Consider the following 14,495-nt stretch of genomic DNA (forward strand, 5'->3'; position numbering starts at 1 on the left):
TTCAAATGGGATTTTTTTTTAAATTCCTTTAAATTCCACAGTATCAAAAAGAGCATAATTTTGGCTTTGCGGAATGTGGTCGCCTATAAATTGTAAATTCTCGACACTGCAATAGATGTTGAATTTGGTATTTTTACCATAATTAAGTCGTACAGTTGCCATAATCGCATCATTGATTTTCCAACTTACATTGTAACGTCCATTTGAGGTTAGTGTTAATTCTAGAGAGAGACCATACCATTGTCCTCTTTTGATTTTATTTTGAACAGATTGGAACGGATAGCCCTGTGAGGTCATGTATACAATAAGATCGTCCGGTTCTGCCACTAATTGATCTCGAATGGCTTGTGTTCCGTAACCGATCTCAAAATCAAGTTCGTGTGTGTTATTGTTATATAAAAAAGCTCCAATGCTTGCCATGTCGCCAACACCCATTTCGGGGATATAAACATTCCAACGGTATGTTCCTGCGGCAAAACTTGAAATCGTTTTTACTTTTGATCTTTCCCAAGTGTTTGGATTGGTGAAAATGCGTAAATTTCCATTTTCAATCCAGTAATTTGGATTACCAACTTGGGTAGCGTCTTCCCATTCGGTTAAAGCATCGAAATTCCAAATTTTCGAATAAGTGATGTTTGAAATTTTTGAATAGCTGACCTTCGAAATACTGGGATTGTTGGAATCTGGATTGGTTATTGTTTCATTTTCGGTAGTTAAGTTGTCTGGAGAACAAGAAAATAAAAGCAGTCCCATAAATATCAATAGTTTTTTGAAAATATTTTTCATGTTTCTTTGAGGTTTTAAGGTCGTTTTTCTATTGTAAATATAAGCAATAATTGAAATAGTCTACAATCGCTTTTCCTTTCATTAAAATATCAGCACCTATGATTCCATGAACAGGTTTTGCTTTATGTTGCGTTAAAGCTTCGTTTACATGGGATAAATCAAAAATTACGACATTAAAAGCAATGTCCTTCCAAGTGCCTAGTTGCAATTGGTTTTTTATGGCTATTTGAGTCAACATTCCGGTAGCTCCAGCTCCTGAAGCTTTAGTTTTTGATTTTTTTGCTTCCAATAAAAATAAATCGACACTTTCAAATCCTACACAACTAGTTGAAGCACCCGTGTCTAAAATGAAATTTCCTTTGACACCATTGATTTTTGCTTTGATCAAAAGGTGTTGTGTTTTAGTAATCTTAAATTTTACTTTTTTGTAATTTTCCTTTTTAAGGATATCGTGAAGGTTTTTCATTTTCGAGAGCGATTGAAAACCAAAAATAAACCAATTAGAATCAAAAACCCAATACTATAAAATATATAATTTACAGTATTTTTTTTGGTTTCTAATTCCCCATAATACACAAAAGCACTCCAATAATAAGGCGATTTTTTGGCATTTGGAATGCTTTTGTTCTTTAAAAAATCAAGTTTTGTATTGGCATTAGCTTCAAAATAAGATTGACTCTTTTTGTAGTTTTTATAAAAATTATCCATAAAAACGGATGTTGTATAATCATTCACCTTCCACAATGAAAATAATAAATTTTGTGCTCCGGCAAATTGAAAACCTCTGGCAATACTCATCGCTCCTTCGGATTTGTAGAGTTTTCCTATTCCAGTTTCGCAGGCGCTCAATACCACTAATTCCGGATTGATTTTCAAATTATATAACTCCGAATACAAGATTTCCTGATCGTAGAATTTAATGCTGGCTGGCGTTTCAATATCGCCTGCGGAAGCATGCGTAGACAAATGCAAAATAGAATAGTTACTGGCATTTCTTTTAAAATTATCGAATGTTGCCGTTGCATTTTCAAAAAACCGACCCTCAAAATTCTTTTTTATGGATTGCAATTCGGTCTTCGAAAAAGTCAATGCATAATCAGTTTTTTCAAAAACAGGGAAAATACCTAAAACCGTTTGCTGCTCTGCCGAAAGTGGCTTTGCGTTCAAATAAAATGTAGCCGAATTGTTGTAGGCAATCCTAAAATCATTCAGTAAATAATGCATTTTGGCAAAATTAGTTGTTTTGGATTTTTTACTGATTAATGCTTCAAACGGAAGAAAATTTAATATTCCATCAGGGATAATGAGGAGGTTTTTATGAATTGTGTTTTTGGGCAATTTGAGTAAATCAAAAGCAATTTTTCCATATTGATTGTAGCCTTTTATATCATTTGTAATGGTATTTGCATCACTAAAATAGTCCAAGAATTGCCAGATTTTAGCAATGGAATGTGCTTCGTTACTAAAAGAGTTTAGTTTTATTTGTTGGTTTTCCAAAGTAAAATAATACATCTTTTCAAACCCCGAGAAATAATAAACCATAATGGCTTTGTCTTTTTCGAGCTTTGAAAATAAAGCGTTTAGATCTAAATTTTCCGGAATAAATTTGGGATTTTTTAAACGAATTTTTTTAAGCGAAAGCATTAGTTCATTTTGCTTTTTGATGGCTTCGTTTATTTTTGAAATATCGGCTAAAGCGCCTTTTTGTTGTTCTTTTATGATTTCAGTATTCCGGTTTTGAAGCTGTTCTAAATGGATTTTTTCTTTTCTTGAAATGATTTTATTTTGGGTAAGATAACTTTTTAAAACCCCTGATTTTGTTCGTTCTGATAATTGGAAGGCATTTTCCAGATAACTGATTTTCTTCTCTTTTTGGTAAAGAAAGTCATAGATGGAGATGCATTTTTCGGTGCGGTTTCTAACTCGGGTTTGGTTGATGATTTTGGAGTTTTCATAAACCAAAAGATTGGCAAATAAATCTTCGATGTGGAATGAAAGTTTGTATGTTTCTAATGCTTTTTTGGGTTGGTTTTGTTTTTGAAAAATTTCGGCTTGTAAGTCTAATGCATCCAATAAAACAGTCTCAGCGTAAAGTAAATTTTGGTTTGGCAGGATGCTTTTTTTATTGGAGTAATTGTGTATTAAAATTTTAAAAACCGCCGAGATTGAAGTACTTGATTCAGCGAGTTTTTGTTGTTGAAAAAGCAGTAAAGCTTCTTCATATTTGAATTTGGCAATTTTTCGAGGTGTTACATTGAGAGTTTCAAAGAAATATTTTTTTGCTTTTTCAAAATAAGAATTGGCTAATTCAAAATTATGCCATTGGGCATTAAGAGCAGATAAATTTCGGTAACAATTCGCCAGTGTTTCGGTTTGGGTTTTATCTGATTTCAATAATTGAATAGCGTCAAGATAAGATTTTTCAAGATTTTTAAAAAAATTAGGCCTAATGGGCTTAGTAATGTCTGTATTTTTATAACTCAATACATAGTTGTTTCCTAAATTATTCAATAAATTCCCTTTTTGAGTATTAGATAATTTTTCCGTTCGGATGGTTTTTTCTAAAAGGTCTATCGCTAAGTCCGCTTTTCCCGCACTTTGGTACACATTCGATAAATTGAGAATGGCAGCTACTTTTTGCAGTTGGTTTTTTTCTTTTTCTGCAATGAAATAATACTGTTTAATGGTGTTTTCAGCATTGTCGTAATCACCTAAAACGGTGTATAAATTCCCCAATGGCTTCAAACAATATTCGATAATGTCATAATCCTGAAGTTTGTTCTTTTGATGAATTTGCCATGCTTTTTCGTAGCTTGAAATCGCTTGATGCGTTTGATTAAATTGGTTTTGATAGTAAGCAATATTGCAATTTAAAACCACCATTGCCAGCAGTTCATTTTTGGATTTTGGCTTTGGATTCTTGTAAAAATCCTTTTCGATTTTGGTGAGATTTTGTAAGCCGTCAATAGATGGATGCGCTACAAAAGCATCGACGGCATTGTATATTTTATCTTCTTGGGTAAGCGGTTTCTGCCCGAAAACAATCAGAGTTGAAAAGAGTAAAAGGAAGAAAAAGATTCTTGTCATTAAAAATGGTTTTAAACACAAAAGTCACAAAAGAGTAAAGATTCAGGATTGTTTATAAGCACAAAAGTTGCAAAAGTTTGAATTACTCTAACTTGCAAAAATATTAATCATCTAAAAGGTTAAAGTATTCATTTACGAATGTTTTTTGTCCTTCATTATATAAGTTGATACAATGAAAATTATAGAGTATTCCTTTTGGTTTTTTTAAGAGCTTCATATCTGTTAATATTTGTGCTTGATGAATTGGAGGGAGATTATCTTGTGCTTTTAATTCTACTATAATACAATCTTCTACTAATAAATCACATCTGTAATCAGTTTCAAGTTCATTTCCTTTGAAGTTTATTCTCACTTTCAATTCTGATTTGAATGAAATTCCTCTTAATGTTAATTCTGTTTTTATGCATTTATGATAAACACTTTCTAACAATCCGGGGCCTTGTTCTTTATGGACTTCTATTGCAGCTCCATTTATTTTGTATGTTAAATCCTTCAAATAGGTTTTCGTTATGTGCATAATTTTTTCTTTTGTGACTTTTGCTTTTCTTTTATGACTTTTGTGTTTAAACTAAAACTTCCATATCCCATAAAACTGAAAATAATTAAAATTATCCTTAAAATTCATTATATATCTCGCTCCCAAACTTGGACCAATTCTAGCAAATCCTCCCGTAAAATCTAAAACAAATCCAGTTTTGACATCAGTAAACGTATTGGAAGCGGTATTGGTAAAATATTCTGTTCTGAGTAAAAACTTGTCAGATGTTCCTTCAAAAGTTTCGGTTTTTAGGGTCAGTTCCTTACTTTCAGACACATTCATGTTGACTTGTATTCCGGCTCCAATTCCAAAATAATTATTAAGGTTGTACCGAAAAAGTACTGGAACTTCCCAGTTGATGTTTTTGTTGTCTACTGTGGTAGTCATTCTTTGTAATTGTACGTTACCAGTTGATTGATTGATTTCGTCCCTAACCGTAACTTTATCGTCATAAGTATGCACACTGTTTAAAAACTCGGCTTGACCATAATAACGATAGGATTTGAAAGGAGAAAGTGTAGCGCCAACGAAATAACTTTTGGAATTTTCTAAGCTGGGATACACATTATAGCCAGCTTTGACACCAATTGAAATTCCCGGTAAAAATCGAGTAGTGGCATAATTAGTAAGAATGGGTTCGTTTTTATCGAAAATAATTGCGGTTCTACTTTTTGTTTTGATTTTGTGAAAGTCTTCATTGAATTTCATGGAGTATTTTACAAATCCTTTAGTACTGTCAATTTCTTTTACATTTTTTTGGTTACTTCCCGGTAAATAGATATTTCTGAAAATGAAAAATATTTGACTTTCCCTGACAATGGTGTCCAAACAGCTTGTTGTGGGAATTTCGCCTTTTGGACAAATTGGGCATTGGGGATACATGTCTTCTATTTGAAATGTTTTTTTGTCGAACATTTCCGGTATATCTGTTTCCAGACGAATCATTCTGGCTGGGCCTTCACCATTGTTCTGGAAACGTGTTTTGAATTTTACTCTTTTGAAACGCACCAATCTATAATTCATGAAACTTCCATTAGAACCCATTTTGTTTGGGTCGTGTGAAGTAACGATTTCCATTTCCAAATTTTTTATCTTGTGATTTTTGAAATTTCGATTGGGAACAAATATACCACGCATGGTTACAATTGCACTCGTGTCTTTGATCATTTCAGGAGTGGTTTTGAACGTGTAAAAAATAGTACGGGTTTCTCCTGGATTACTGTCGTCAAATTCCAGAATGGAAACGTTGTTGTATGTTTTATTTGCTTCTAAAAGCGTGGCATCCAAATCTTCTTCGGTGGTTGTGATTTTGTGTTTTTTGGCTGGAGCCAAATTCTCGCTGGAAGCCAAATACGAATTGGAATTATCCAAGTCATTTATGGATACAATGTTATTTTCTTTGATTTCGCGTTCTCCTGCATGGGTTCTTAAATCCATCAATTCGAAGTTGTTATTTTTGAATTGTTTCTCGTTGTAAAAAAGATATAATTTTCCGTTACTTACATAATTTTCCATGTTTTGGTAACTTAGAATAACAACCATTTCCTGTTCAGGAATAGGATCACAATTTTTTTGAATTGAAAATCCATTTTGGTCTTCTATGGAAGCGATATCTTTGTAAATTTCCTCGGAAATCTCGTTTACGGCTACTTTTTTTGGTCGCGTGGCGGGTGGTTTTCCGTTGTCGTAATTATTGGTTACGGTAAGTCGGGCAGTATAGGTGCCTTTGGTTTTGTAAACGTGTTTAGGTTCGACTTGTTTGCTGTAATGACCATCGCCCATTTCCCATAAGTAGGAATAACTGGGTTTTGGTGCGCCGGCGATTGGAATGAGTGGGGGCGTTTCTGGCTTGAAGGTGACTAGATTTCCTTTTTGATCGTATCCAATATTAGCTCTTCGGGTGATGGTGTCTTTTACTTTGGTTTGGGAATAAAGTAGAAAAGAAGTTAGAAATAAGAGGAAAAATAAAGTTGGTTTCATAATCGGGGACGGTTTTAGCCCTGATAGCAGAGTAAATCCTTTTTGTTCGCTTTTTTGGCGGGCAAAAAGATTGCAACGGATAGCAGGATTAGCTCCAAATTACTAACTCGTTTGTTCTCAAAATGACTCAGGATAAATTGAAATTATTTTTTAAAAGTAAAAAAAAGTGGTGAGCAAATCACCACTTTTTTAAAAATTTATTTTGGAAGTTATTGTATTGCATTGATTGCGGCTACTAATTGGGCTTCGGTACCTAAAGTTGTTTCGGCTAAAGTGAAAGTGTACACATCGTTTGCCTGAACGGTAACGGCTTTGATGGCGTATCTCCATTGTCCGTTATCTTCGGTTGCAAAAATCACGTGACATGCTAAACCTATTGGAATTTGACCGTAGTGTTCGCTGAATAATCCGGCTGCCGTGTAGGTGTCTAATTTTGCAAGTGCATTTTGTCCTTCGCCATCGTAAGATAAATAAATCGCGCTATTGTTGTTATCGTAACCGTCAGGAGCGTCAGCAAGAATGGTGGTTCTAGGCCTTGGGTCGCTGTAAAATTTATCAACATTTGTCCAGCCAAAATTTCCAAAGGACACATAATAGTTATTTCCTTCTGCTTGTACACCGCCTTTACCGCCATTTGTTCCAGCTGCATCTCTGGCATCTTTCCAGGCTAAGTCTCCATTAGCATCTATAATTCCAGTCCAGAATGTCATTGCAGCATCTACACCGTCTGTCAAACTTGCGGGAACCATTAGATTGATGTTACAGGTAGTTGCAAGTGCAACACCACCTTGTGTTGCCTTGATAAAGAATTCTCCGCCGGAAATCAATAAATTTCTATTTCCATCTGCCATTATACCCATAGTTGGTTTATTAGTTACCAGCATATTTCCTTTGTCGAATAGTTCAACGAATTCTACGTCAACGGTTCCTGTTACTGGGTTTCCTGCTTTGGTCAAACAGTCACCGTTTATGTTTATTTTCACTCCTTTTGCGGAGGTTAAAGTGATTACTCCAGTTCCTGCAGTCATCGTAAATTTTTGGGTTTGTGCTTCTAGAGCTTCTTTTCTGACGGCTGCAAATTCTGCGGCCGATGGAGGTAAAATAGTTGCGTCGTCGTCATCGTTGTTACAGCTAACTAAAGCGATTGTTGCTAAGAATAATAATCCGATGTTTTTTAAATTTGATTTCATGGTTTCTAATTTTTTAAATTGTTGTTTAATAGTTTTTAGTAATAGATGCTTTTGGTTTTGTAATTGTTACCCCAGTTTTCAAAATATTTTTTTGTTGTTTACTTGGGTTTCATTGTTATATCAACTTCCGGTTTAAATTGTTACCCTTTATTTTTGAATTTTTTATTATCGAGTAATTAATGCCCAAAGTTTATTAATGAAGAGGCGTCCGATTTTTTTTAAGTGTCTTTTCATATATTGATTCTTATTGTTTTATATGGTTATATCAAATTGGTTTTATAATTGTTACCCCTTTAATCTGAATTTATTTCAGATTCTTTTTTACATTAGCTAATAAAAAGTTTTTTATGGCTAACAATGCGATTCATCCCGATCAAATTTATATAGAGGGTCTTGCTAATAATAACTCGGCAATCATCCAATCGATTTATAAGAAGTTTGTTCCCAAAGTGGTTTCTTATATAAGGAATAATTCAGGCGATGAAGATCAGGCCCAAGATGTGGTTCAGGAAATCATGATTTTGCTTTTTAATCAGGCTAAAGCCAATAAATTGCAACTTACTTGCCCGTTTGATGCGTACTTTTTTTTGTTATGCAAAAGAAAATGGTTGAATGAATTGAAAAAGTCTTCGAATAAAGGGGTAACAATTGACGAGGATTTCGCATCTAATAATGAACCCACTGAGGAAATGGTCACGCAAACCGAAGCATTCGAGGAGAAACAACAGCTTTTTGATGCGATGTTTCAAAAACTGGGAGACAAATGTCAAGAGTTGTTGAAATTGAGTTTTACCATTAAATCTATGGAGGAGGTGGCGGAGAAACTAAATGTGACTTACGGTTATGTCCGCAAGAAAAAATCATTGTGTACAGGGCAGTTAACCCAGTGGATTCAGGAAAACAATCGTTTTAAATCTTTAAAAATAACTTAGCCATGAACGAGGAACGCTACATCGTATTCGATCAATATCTTCAAGACGAATTGTCCGCCGAAGAAAAAGTAAAGTTCGAGAACCAATTGTCTGAAGACCCGGAACTGGCTTCAGCATTTGACACTTTCAAGGAATTGAATCTTCACTTGGAAAATAAATTTGGTAATGCCGATGAGTTTGACAGTTTCAAAGAAAATTTAAAATCGATTTCTGATGCGCATTTTAAAGCTTCGAAACCAAAAGTAATCGGATTCAAGCCTTGGATTTATTTAGTTGCCGCATCAGTTGCTGTTTTGATTGGCTTATTTCTTTTTAATCCAAATCCAAATTTTGAAGATTTTAATCAATATGAGAATGCTTATTTTACCGAAAGAGGGGATGTTGATAAAAATTTGAAACAAGCAGGAGAAACTTTCAATGCAAAAAATTATAAAGCAGCCATTCCGTTTTTTGAAGCGGTTTTGAAAGAGAAAAAAACACCTGAAATTCAATATTTTTATGGAATTTCATTGTTGGAAGTCAATCAAATTCAAGAAGCTGAAGCTGTTTTTAATGAACTGAAAGCAGGAACTTCCATTTATAAAAATAAAGCGATTTGGAGTCTTGCCTTGTCTAAACTAAAACAGAAAGACTATAAATCATGTAAGGAAATCCTGTTGACGATTCCTTCGGATTACGAGGATTATGATCAAGTCCAGGAATTATTAAAGGAATTGGATTAGATTTTTTTAACACAAAAGTCACAAAAGAAGCACTTTTATTAGTACAACAAAAAGATACAAAAGAATTTTCTTGAGTATCTTTTTTTCTTTTGTGACTTTTGTGGTTAAATTTTAAAAAACTTCGCAACTTTGTAACCTTAAACTTTAGACTTGGAAACAAAAACAATAATCACCGATACGCATACTCATTTATATTCTGAGGAATTCAATCAAGACCGAAACGAAATGATTCAAAGAGCCATCGATGCCGGAGTTTCCCGTTTTTTCATTCCTGCAATCGATTCTACTTGCACGGATTCAATGTACGAATTGGAAAAAAAATATCCTGATAATGTGTTCTTGATGATGGGTTTGCATCCTACTTATGTAAAAGACAATTATCTGGAAGAGTTGCAACATGTGGAAGAGGAATTGGCGAAAAGAAAATTCTATGCCGTTGGCGAAATTGGAATTGATTTGTATTGGGATAAAACGCATTTGCCACAGCAACAAATTGCTTTCAGAAGACAAATTCAACTGGCAAAACAATATAAGTTGCCTATCGTGATTCATTGCCGCGAAGCTTTTGACGCCATATTCGAAATTCTGGAAGCCGAAAAATCAGCTGACTTATTCGGAATTTTTCATTGTTTCTCTGGAACTTATGAGCAAGCATTACAGGCAATTTCGTATAATATGAAGCTTGGAATAGGTGGTGTAGTTACTTTCAAAAACGGAAAAATTGATCAATTTTTGAATCAAATAGATTTGAAACACATCGTTTTAGAAACGGATTCCCCTTATTTAGCGCCCATTCCTTATAGAGGAAAAAGAAATGAAAGCAGCTATCTTGTAAATGTTGTAAACAAGTTATCCGAAATTTATGGTCTAACGCCAAATGAAATTGCGGCAATAACAACGGAGAATTCTAAAGCAATTTTTGGGATTTAAAACAAATTTACTTTATTTTAACTTTTTTTTTGTTCATTTGTCCACACAAACATAGAAAACTAACAATGCAGAAATTTGACGCTATTCGGCCATTTTATGACTCCGAAATAAACGAGGCTCTTCAAGATGTGATTCATCATCCGATGATGAAGGCATTAATGAATTTTTCTTTTCCAGATGTTGCTGACGAAGTTTGGAAAGAACAACTCAGAAAAACGCATTCTATTCGTGATTTTCAATGCAATTTTATCTATCAATCAGTTCAAAAGGTACTGGAAAAAAGTTCCGAAGGATTGACAACTTCAGGCTTCGAAAATTTAGAACCGAATACCTCTTATTTATTTATTTCGAACCATCGTGACATTCTTTTAGATACCACTTTATTGAATGCTGCTTTATTTGAGCACGGATTAGTGATGACGGCTTCGGCAATTGGAGATAATTTAGTAAAAAAATCTTTTTTAAAGATATTGGCAAAACTGAACCGTAATTTTCTTGTTCAACGGGGCTTAACGCCAAGGGATATGTTACAAAGTTCAAAGCTCTTGTCAGAATATATTGGTCATTTGTTGCTTCATGAAAACCGTTCGGTTTGGATTGCACAACGTGAAGGAAGGACTAAAGATGGGAATGATGCTACAAATCCAGGTGTTTTGAAAATGCTGGGTATGGCTTCTGATGAAAAGAATTTGATGGATTATTTCAAGAAAATCAAAATTGTGCCCGTTTCTATTTCGTATGAATATGATCCGACTGATGCTTTGAAAATGCCTCAATTAATGGCTGAAGCCAATAATGAAGTTTACATTAAAGAAAAAAATGAAGATTTCATGACAATTCTTAGTGGTGCTTTGGGACAGAAGAAAAGAATTCATATTCACGTAGGGAAAGTTTTAGATACAGAAATAGATGCAATTATTGCTGAAAATGACAATTCGAACAAGCAGATAGTAGCATTAGCACAAGTTATTGATGATGCGATATTAAGCAATTATAAGTTGTGGCCAACGAATTATATCGCGTATGATATCGTTAATAAAACCAATACCTATTCGCATTTATACACAGAAAACGAAAAATCACTTTTTGGGCGTAGGTTAGAAATGCGTATTGACCATGATAATCCAGTAGCTTTGGAAGGGTTTCTTGCGATGTATGCCAATCCTGTAGTGAATAAATTAAAATACCACAATGTTATCTAAAGCCAAAATACTTCTAATCTATACTGGTGGAACCATTGGTATGAGGAAAGATTTTGAAACGGGTGCGCTCAAGGCTTTTAATTTTAGTAAATTATTGCAGAGAATTCCCGAATTGAAACAATTGGACTGCGAGATAGAGACTATTTCTTTTGAAAACCCCATCGATTCCTCGAATATGAATCCTCAAGAGTGGGCTAAAATTGCTTCGATTATCGAAGACAATTATGCTGAATTTGATGGATTTGTAGTGCTCCACGGTTCGGATACGATGTCGTATTCGGCATCGGCGTTGAGTTTTATGCTCGAAAATTTATCAAAACCAGTCATTTTTACCGGATCACAATTGCCTATTGGGGATTTACGTACGGATGCCAAAGAGAATCTGATTACTGCAATTCAAATTGCTTCTTTACGTGAAAATGGAAAACCGGTTATAAGAGAAGTTTGTCTTTATTTTGAATACAAATTATATCGTGGTAACAGAACGACAAAAATAAATGCAGAACATTTCAAAGCATTTACATCCCCGAATTACCCTTCTTTGGTAGAATCTGGCGTACATCTAAATATGAATCCCGAATTATTTTTACCAATACCAAGGGTTAGAAAATTAAAGGTTCATAAAATTTTAGACAATCATGTGGCCATTATAAAAATGTTTCCCGGAATAAGTGAAACTGTTTTATCAGCTATTTTTAATATTCAAAATCTTAAAGGAATTATTTTAGAAACCTATGGAGCCGGAAATGCTCCTACTGAAGATTGGTTTATAGGCCTTTTAAGAAAAGCGATTGAGAAAGGATTATACATCATCAATGTTACCCAATGTTCTGGAGGAAGCGTTAGTATGGGACATTATGAAACTAGTACTGGAATGAAAAAAATAGGAGTGATTTCAGGTAAAGACATCACTACCGAAGCGGCAATCACAAAATTAATGTATTTATTGAGCCAAAAAATTGCTCCAAAAGACTTCAAAACTATCTTTGAAACAGCTTTACGAGGCGAAATGGTATAATATTCAGTTTTTACTTTTCTAAGTCAGTTTTTTTTGTGTTCTTTGCAACCTTAAATAAAAATAGAGAGGTGGCCGAGTGGCTGAAGGCGCACGCTTGGAAAGCGTGTTTATGGTAACATAACGTGGGTTCGAATCCCATTCTCTCTGCAAAGAAATAATGCTTCCTGAAAGGGGAGCATTTTTTGTTTTATAGCGTGACAAACTTTTTTGTTTGTCTAAGCGTATAAAAGAAAAAAGGATCAGGCATGAAATGCCAAGCATTGATTTCTTTGTGAGACGCCCCTCTTGGGATCAACGAAGTTAATCCCTAATTGAAAAGGTTTATAGCGTGACAAATTTTTTTGTTATAGCAGACATTTAGGATTAATTTAAAAGGTTCGTTTTTAAATATCTTTCAACAAAGGATAAACCCGTTTAAATTTCTCAAAATTCTGTTCGTAGATTTCTTTATACTCTTTATTTGGCAAAAAGGTTTTTCCAATTCTGTTATGATTTGGAATAGTAATGCCGGTAGCTTTAAACCCAATTAAAACAGCTCCCCAAGCAGAAGCTTCAATTGTTTCGGCCACGATTACTTTCATTTGAAAAATATCAGCGACCATTTGCAACCAAAGTTCACTTTTTCCAAAACCACCGCTAGCCATTATTGTCGTTTCGTGTCTTTTTTCGAAATCAGGAAGTAAGATTTCAGTAATGCTCAACAATCCAAATAAAATGCCTTCCAATGTGGCTCGAATCAAATGGGCTTTGGTATGGATAATTAGGATGCCCAAAAGTGTTCCCTGAGCGGAAGCATCCCAAATAGGAGCTCTTTCGCCTAATAAATAAGGAACAAAAAGTAAACCTTCGGATCCCGCAGGAATTGTTTTAGCTTGTTCAAAAAGTTCTTCAAAAGATTCGTCCGTTTTTAAGATAGATTCTTTTAGCCATTGTAAAACAATCGCACCATTATTAACCGCTCCTAATTTCAAGTATTGATTGTCCATCAAATGATAACATTGCGTTCGCATTTGGGAATCAATAAAAGGTTTGTCAATTGGTAAACGCACTGCACCGCTGGTTCCAATGGATAAAGCCATACGCCCTGTTTCCATTGCTCCGGTTCCTAAATTTGCCAATACCCCATCGCCGCCACCAAGAATGTAATTAAAGCTATCTGAAAGCCCTTTGCTTTGATGCGTTGAACTAATAATAGTGGAAAGTTGAGATTCTTCTATTTTTAAATAATCCAAAATATTCGATTCCCATTGTAGCTTATGAATGTTCATCAAGCCAGTACCCGATGCCATGGAGGAATCAATTACATATTCGCCAGTAAGATGATGCCAAATGTATTCTTTGATACTGATAAATTTGAAAGCTTTTGAAAAATTTATTGCATCATGCTCTTTTAGCCAAGCAATTTTGGTCATTGGTGAAAAAGTGTGAATTGGGATTCCTGTTTTTTGATAAAAACTTTTCCCTTGCTCTGATTCTTTTAGTGCTTCGGCTAATGAATGCGCCCTATTGTCGGCCCACAGAATCGCATCGGTAAGAGGATTTCCAGTATTGTCTATAGCCATGATGCTTTGCATAGCCGAACTAAAACTGATGAATTGAGGTTGAATATCTTTTGTAATTTCCTGAATGCATTCTAAAACAGCCGTTAAAATTCCATTCGGTTTTTGTATGCTCCAATCTGGTTTTGGATGATACATAGAGTAGGACTGGGTAAATTGACGAATCACTTTCCCTGTCTTGTCAAAACACACCGCTTTAGTTGCCGTGGTGCCAATGTCTATTCCTATGTAAAACTGCTCCATTTTTATTTTAGATAAATTTAATTATTTATAGACATCTTAAAACGTATAAGTAACAGGAACGATATATTGTCGTATTTTATAGGGTCAAACCCTCAATGACTATGTAGTTTGCCTCTAAAAACATATACGACATTATTTTAATCAAATTACTTATTTTCTTAAACAACAGGCTAAATTTTTCAAACATATAAAAAAATAAGGGTATGTAAGGTAAAAAAATAGAGATAAATATTGTGGAATCAAGGAATTGTCTTGTGTCCAAAACAGAACGTAATTTATATGTTCTTATATTTCTTATATGGTTTAAT

12 protein-coding genes and 1 tRNA gene are annotated in these 14,495 nt (G+C 34.3%); 6 read left to right on the forward strand and 7 right to left on the reverse strand.

Annotation, left to right across the window (positions count from 1 at the left end):
• Positions 1-18: 18 nt before the first annotated feature.
• The 6 genes from ACNO7W_RS00915 to ACNO7W_RS00940 all read right to left on the reverse strand — a co-directional run bounded on the left by ACNO7W_RS00915 (position 19) and on the right by ACNO7W_RS00940 (position 7,581).
• A complete protein-coding gene (locus tag ACNO7W_RS00915; RefSeq protein ID WP_417936665.1) occupies positions 19-786 on the reverse strand; it encodes a hypothetical protein in 768 nt (255 codons plus the stop codon).
• Positions 787-814: 28 nt separating this feature from the next.
• The gene (locus ACNO7W_RS00920) at positions 815-1,252 is read right to left on the reverse strand and encodes a retropepsin-like aspartic protease (RefSeq protein WP_417936666.1); all 438 of its coding nucleotides are present in this window, start codon (positions 1,250-1,252) and stop codon (positions 815-817) included.
• A complete protein-coding gene (locus ACNO7W_RS00925; protein ID WP_417936667.1) occupies positions 1,249-3,873 on the reverse strand; it encodes a CHAT domain-containing protein in 2,625 nt (874 codons plus the stop codon). Before ACNO7W_RS00925 ends, ACNO7W_RS00920 begins: the two co-directional genes overlap by 4 nt.
• Before the next feature lie 103 nt (positions 3,874-3,976).
• Positions 3,977-4,390, reverse strand: a complete 414-nt coding sequence (locus ACNO7W_RS00930) for a GxxExxY protein (protein ID WP_417936668.1) — start codon at positions 4,388-4,390, stop codon at positions 3,977-3,979.
• A 51-nt stretch (positions 4,391-4,441) separates the two neighbouring features.
• On the reverse strand, positions 4,442-6,391 hold the full coding sequence (locus ACNO7W_RS00935; RefSeq protein ID WP_417936669.1) for a PKD domain-containing protein: 1,950 nt from the start codon (positions 6,389-6,391) through the stop codon (positions 4,442-4,444).
• 209 nt (positions 6,392-6,600) lie between these two features.
• The gene (locus ACNO7W_RS00940) at positions 6,601-7,581 is read right to left on the reverse strand and encodes a hypothetical protein (RefSeq protein ID WP_143387453.1); all 981 of its coding nucleotides are present in this window, start codon (positions 7,579-7,581) and stop codon (positions 6,601-6,603) included.
• A 347-nt stretch (positions 7,582-7,928) separates the two neighbouring features.
• Here ACNO7W_RS00940 and ACNO7W_RS00945 point away from each other — a divergent pair, with 347 nt between their 5' ends.
• The 6 genes from ACNO7W_RS00945 (at position 7,929) to ACNO7W_RS00970 (ending at position 12,532) form a co-directional block, all read left to right on the forward strand.
• The gene (locus ACNO7W_RS00945; RefSeq protein ID WP_417936670.1) at positions 7,929-8,513 is read left to right on the forward strand and encodes an RNA polymerase sigma factor; all 585 of its coding nucleotides are present in this window, start codon (positions 7,929-7,931) and stop codon (positions 8,511-8,513) included.
• Between the two features lie 2 nt (positions 8,514-8,515).
• Positions 8,516-9,235 (forward strand): tetratricopeptide repeat protein, encoded by a 720-nt coding sequence (locus ACNO7W_RS00950; protein ID WP_417936671.1) that lies wholly within the window; start codon positions 8,516-8,518, stop codon positions 9,233-9,235.
• A 150-nt stretch (positions 9,236-9,385) separates the two neighbouring features.
• Complete coding sequence (locus ACNO7W_RS00955; RefSeq protein ID WP_143387456.1) at positions 9,386-10,165, forward strand: TatD family hydrolase; 780 nt, start codon at positions 9,386-9,388, stop codon at positions 10,163-10,165.
• A 65-nt stretch (positions 10,166-10,230) separates the two neighbouring features.
• Positions 10,231-11,367: a 1-acyl-sn-glycerol-3-phosphate acyltransferase gene (locus tag ACNO7W_RS00960; RefSeq protein ID WP_417936672.1), complete on the forward strand. Its 1,137-nt coding sequence runs from the start codon at positions 10,231-10,233 to the stop codon at positions 11,365-11,367.
• Entirely contained in the window at positions 11,357-12,385 is a 1,029-nt protein-coding gene (locus ACNO7W_RS00965) for an asparaginase (protein WP_417936673.1), read from the forward strand. The genes ACNO7W_RS00960 and ACNO7W_RS00965 overlap by 11 nt, the downstream gene beginning before the upstream one ends.
• Positions 12,386-12,447: 62 nt before the next feature.
• Positions 12,448-12,532 (forward strand) — tRNA-Ser (locus ACNO7W_RS00970).
• Between the two features lie 236 nt (positions 12,533-12,768).
• Here the strand turns inward: ACNO7W_RS00970 and ACNO7W_RS00975 are convergent.
• A complete protein-coding gene (locus tag ACNO7W_RS00975) occupies positions 12,769-14,187 on the reverse strand; it encodes a gluconokinase (RefSeq protein ID WP_417936674.1) in 1,419 nt (472 codons plus the stop codon).
• Positions 14,188-14,495: the final 308 nt, after the last annotated feature.

Source organism: Flavobacterium sp. ZB4R12 (genome assembly GCF_048276375.1).
Taxonomy (GTDB): domain Bacteria; phylum Bacteroidota; class Bacteroidia; order Flavobacteriales; family Flavobacteriaceae; genus Flavobacterium; species Flavobacterium gawalongense.

Coding starts and splice junctions, on each gene's coding strand:
- ACNO7W_RS00965 (WP_417936673.1), top strand. CDS start 11,357: ATGTTATCTAAAGCCAAAATACTTCTAATCTATACTGGTGGAACCATT.
- ACNO7W_RS00915 (WP_417936665.1), bottom strand. CDS start 786: ATGAAAAATATTTTCAAAAAACTATTGATATTTATGGGACTGCTTTTA.
- ACNO7W_RS00935 (WP_417936669.1), bottom strand. CDS start 6,391: ATGAAACCAACTTTATTTTTCCTCTTATTTCTAACTTCTTTTCTACTT.
- ACNO7W_RS00950 (WP_417936671.1), top strand. CDS start 8,516: ATGAACGAGGAACGCTACATCGTATTCGATCAATATCTTCAAGACGAA.
- ACNO7W_RS00975 (WP_417936674.1), bottom strand. CDS start 14,187: ATGGAGCAGTTTTACATAGGAATAGACATTGGCACCACGGCAACTAAA.
- ACNO7W_RS00925 (WP_417936667.1), bottom strand. CDS start 3,873: ATGACAAGAATCTTTTTCTTCCTTTTACTCTTTTCAACTCTGATTGTT.
- ACNO7W_RS00920 (WP_417936666.1), bottom strand. CDS start 1,252: ATGAAAAACCTTCACGATATCCTTAAAAAGGAAAATTACAAAAAAGTA.
- ACNO7W_RS00960 (WP_417936672.1), top strand. CDS start 10,231: ATGCAGAAATTTGACGCTATTCGGCCATTTTATGACTCCGAAATAAAC.
- ACNO7W_RS00940 (WP_143387453.1), bottom strand. CDS start 7,581: ATGAAATCAAATTTAAAAAACATCGGATTATTATTCTTAGCAACAATC.
- ACNO7W_RS00930 (WP_417936668.1), bottom strand. CDS start 4,390: ATGCACATAACGAAAACCTATTTGAAGGATTTAACATACAAAATAAAT.
- ACNO7W_RS00945 (WP_417936670.1), top strand. CDS start 7,929: ATGGCTAACAATGCGATTCATCCCGATCAAATTTATATAGAGGGTCTT.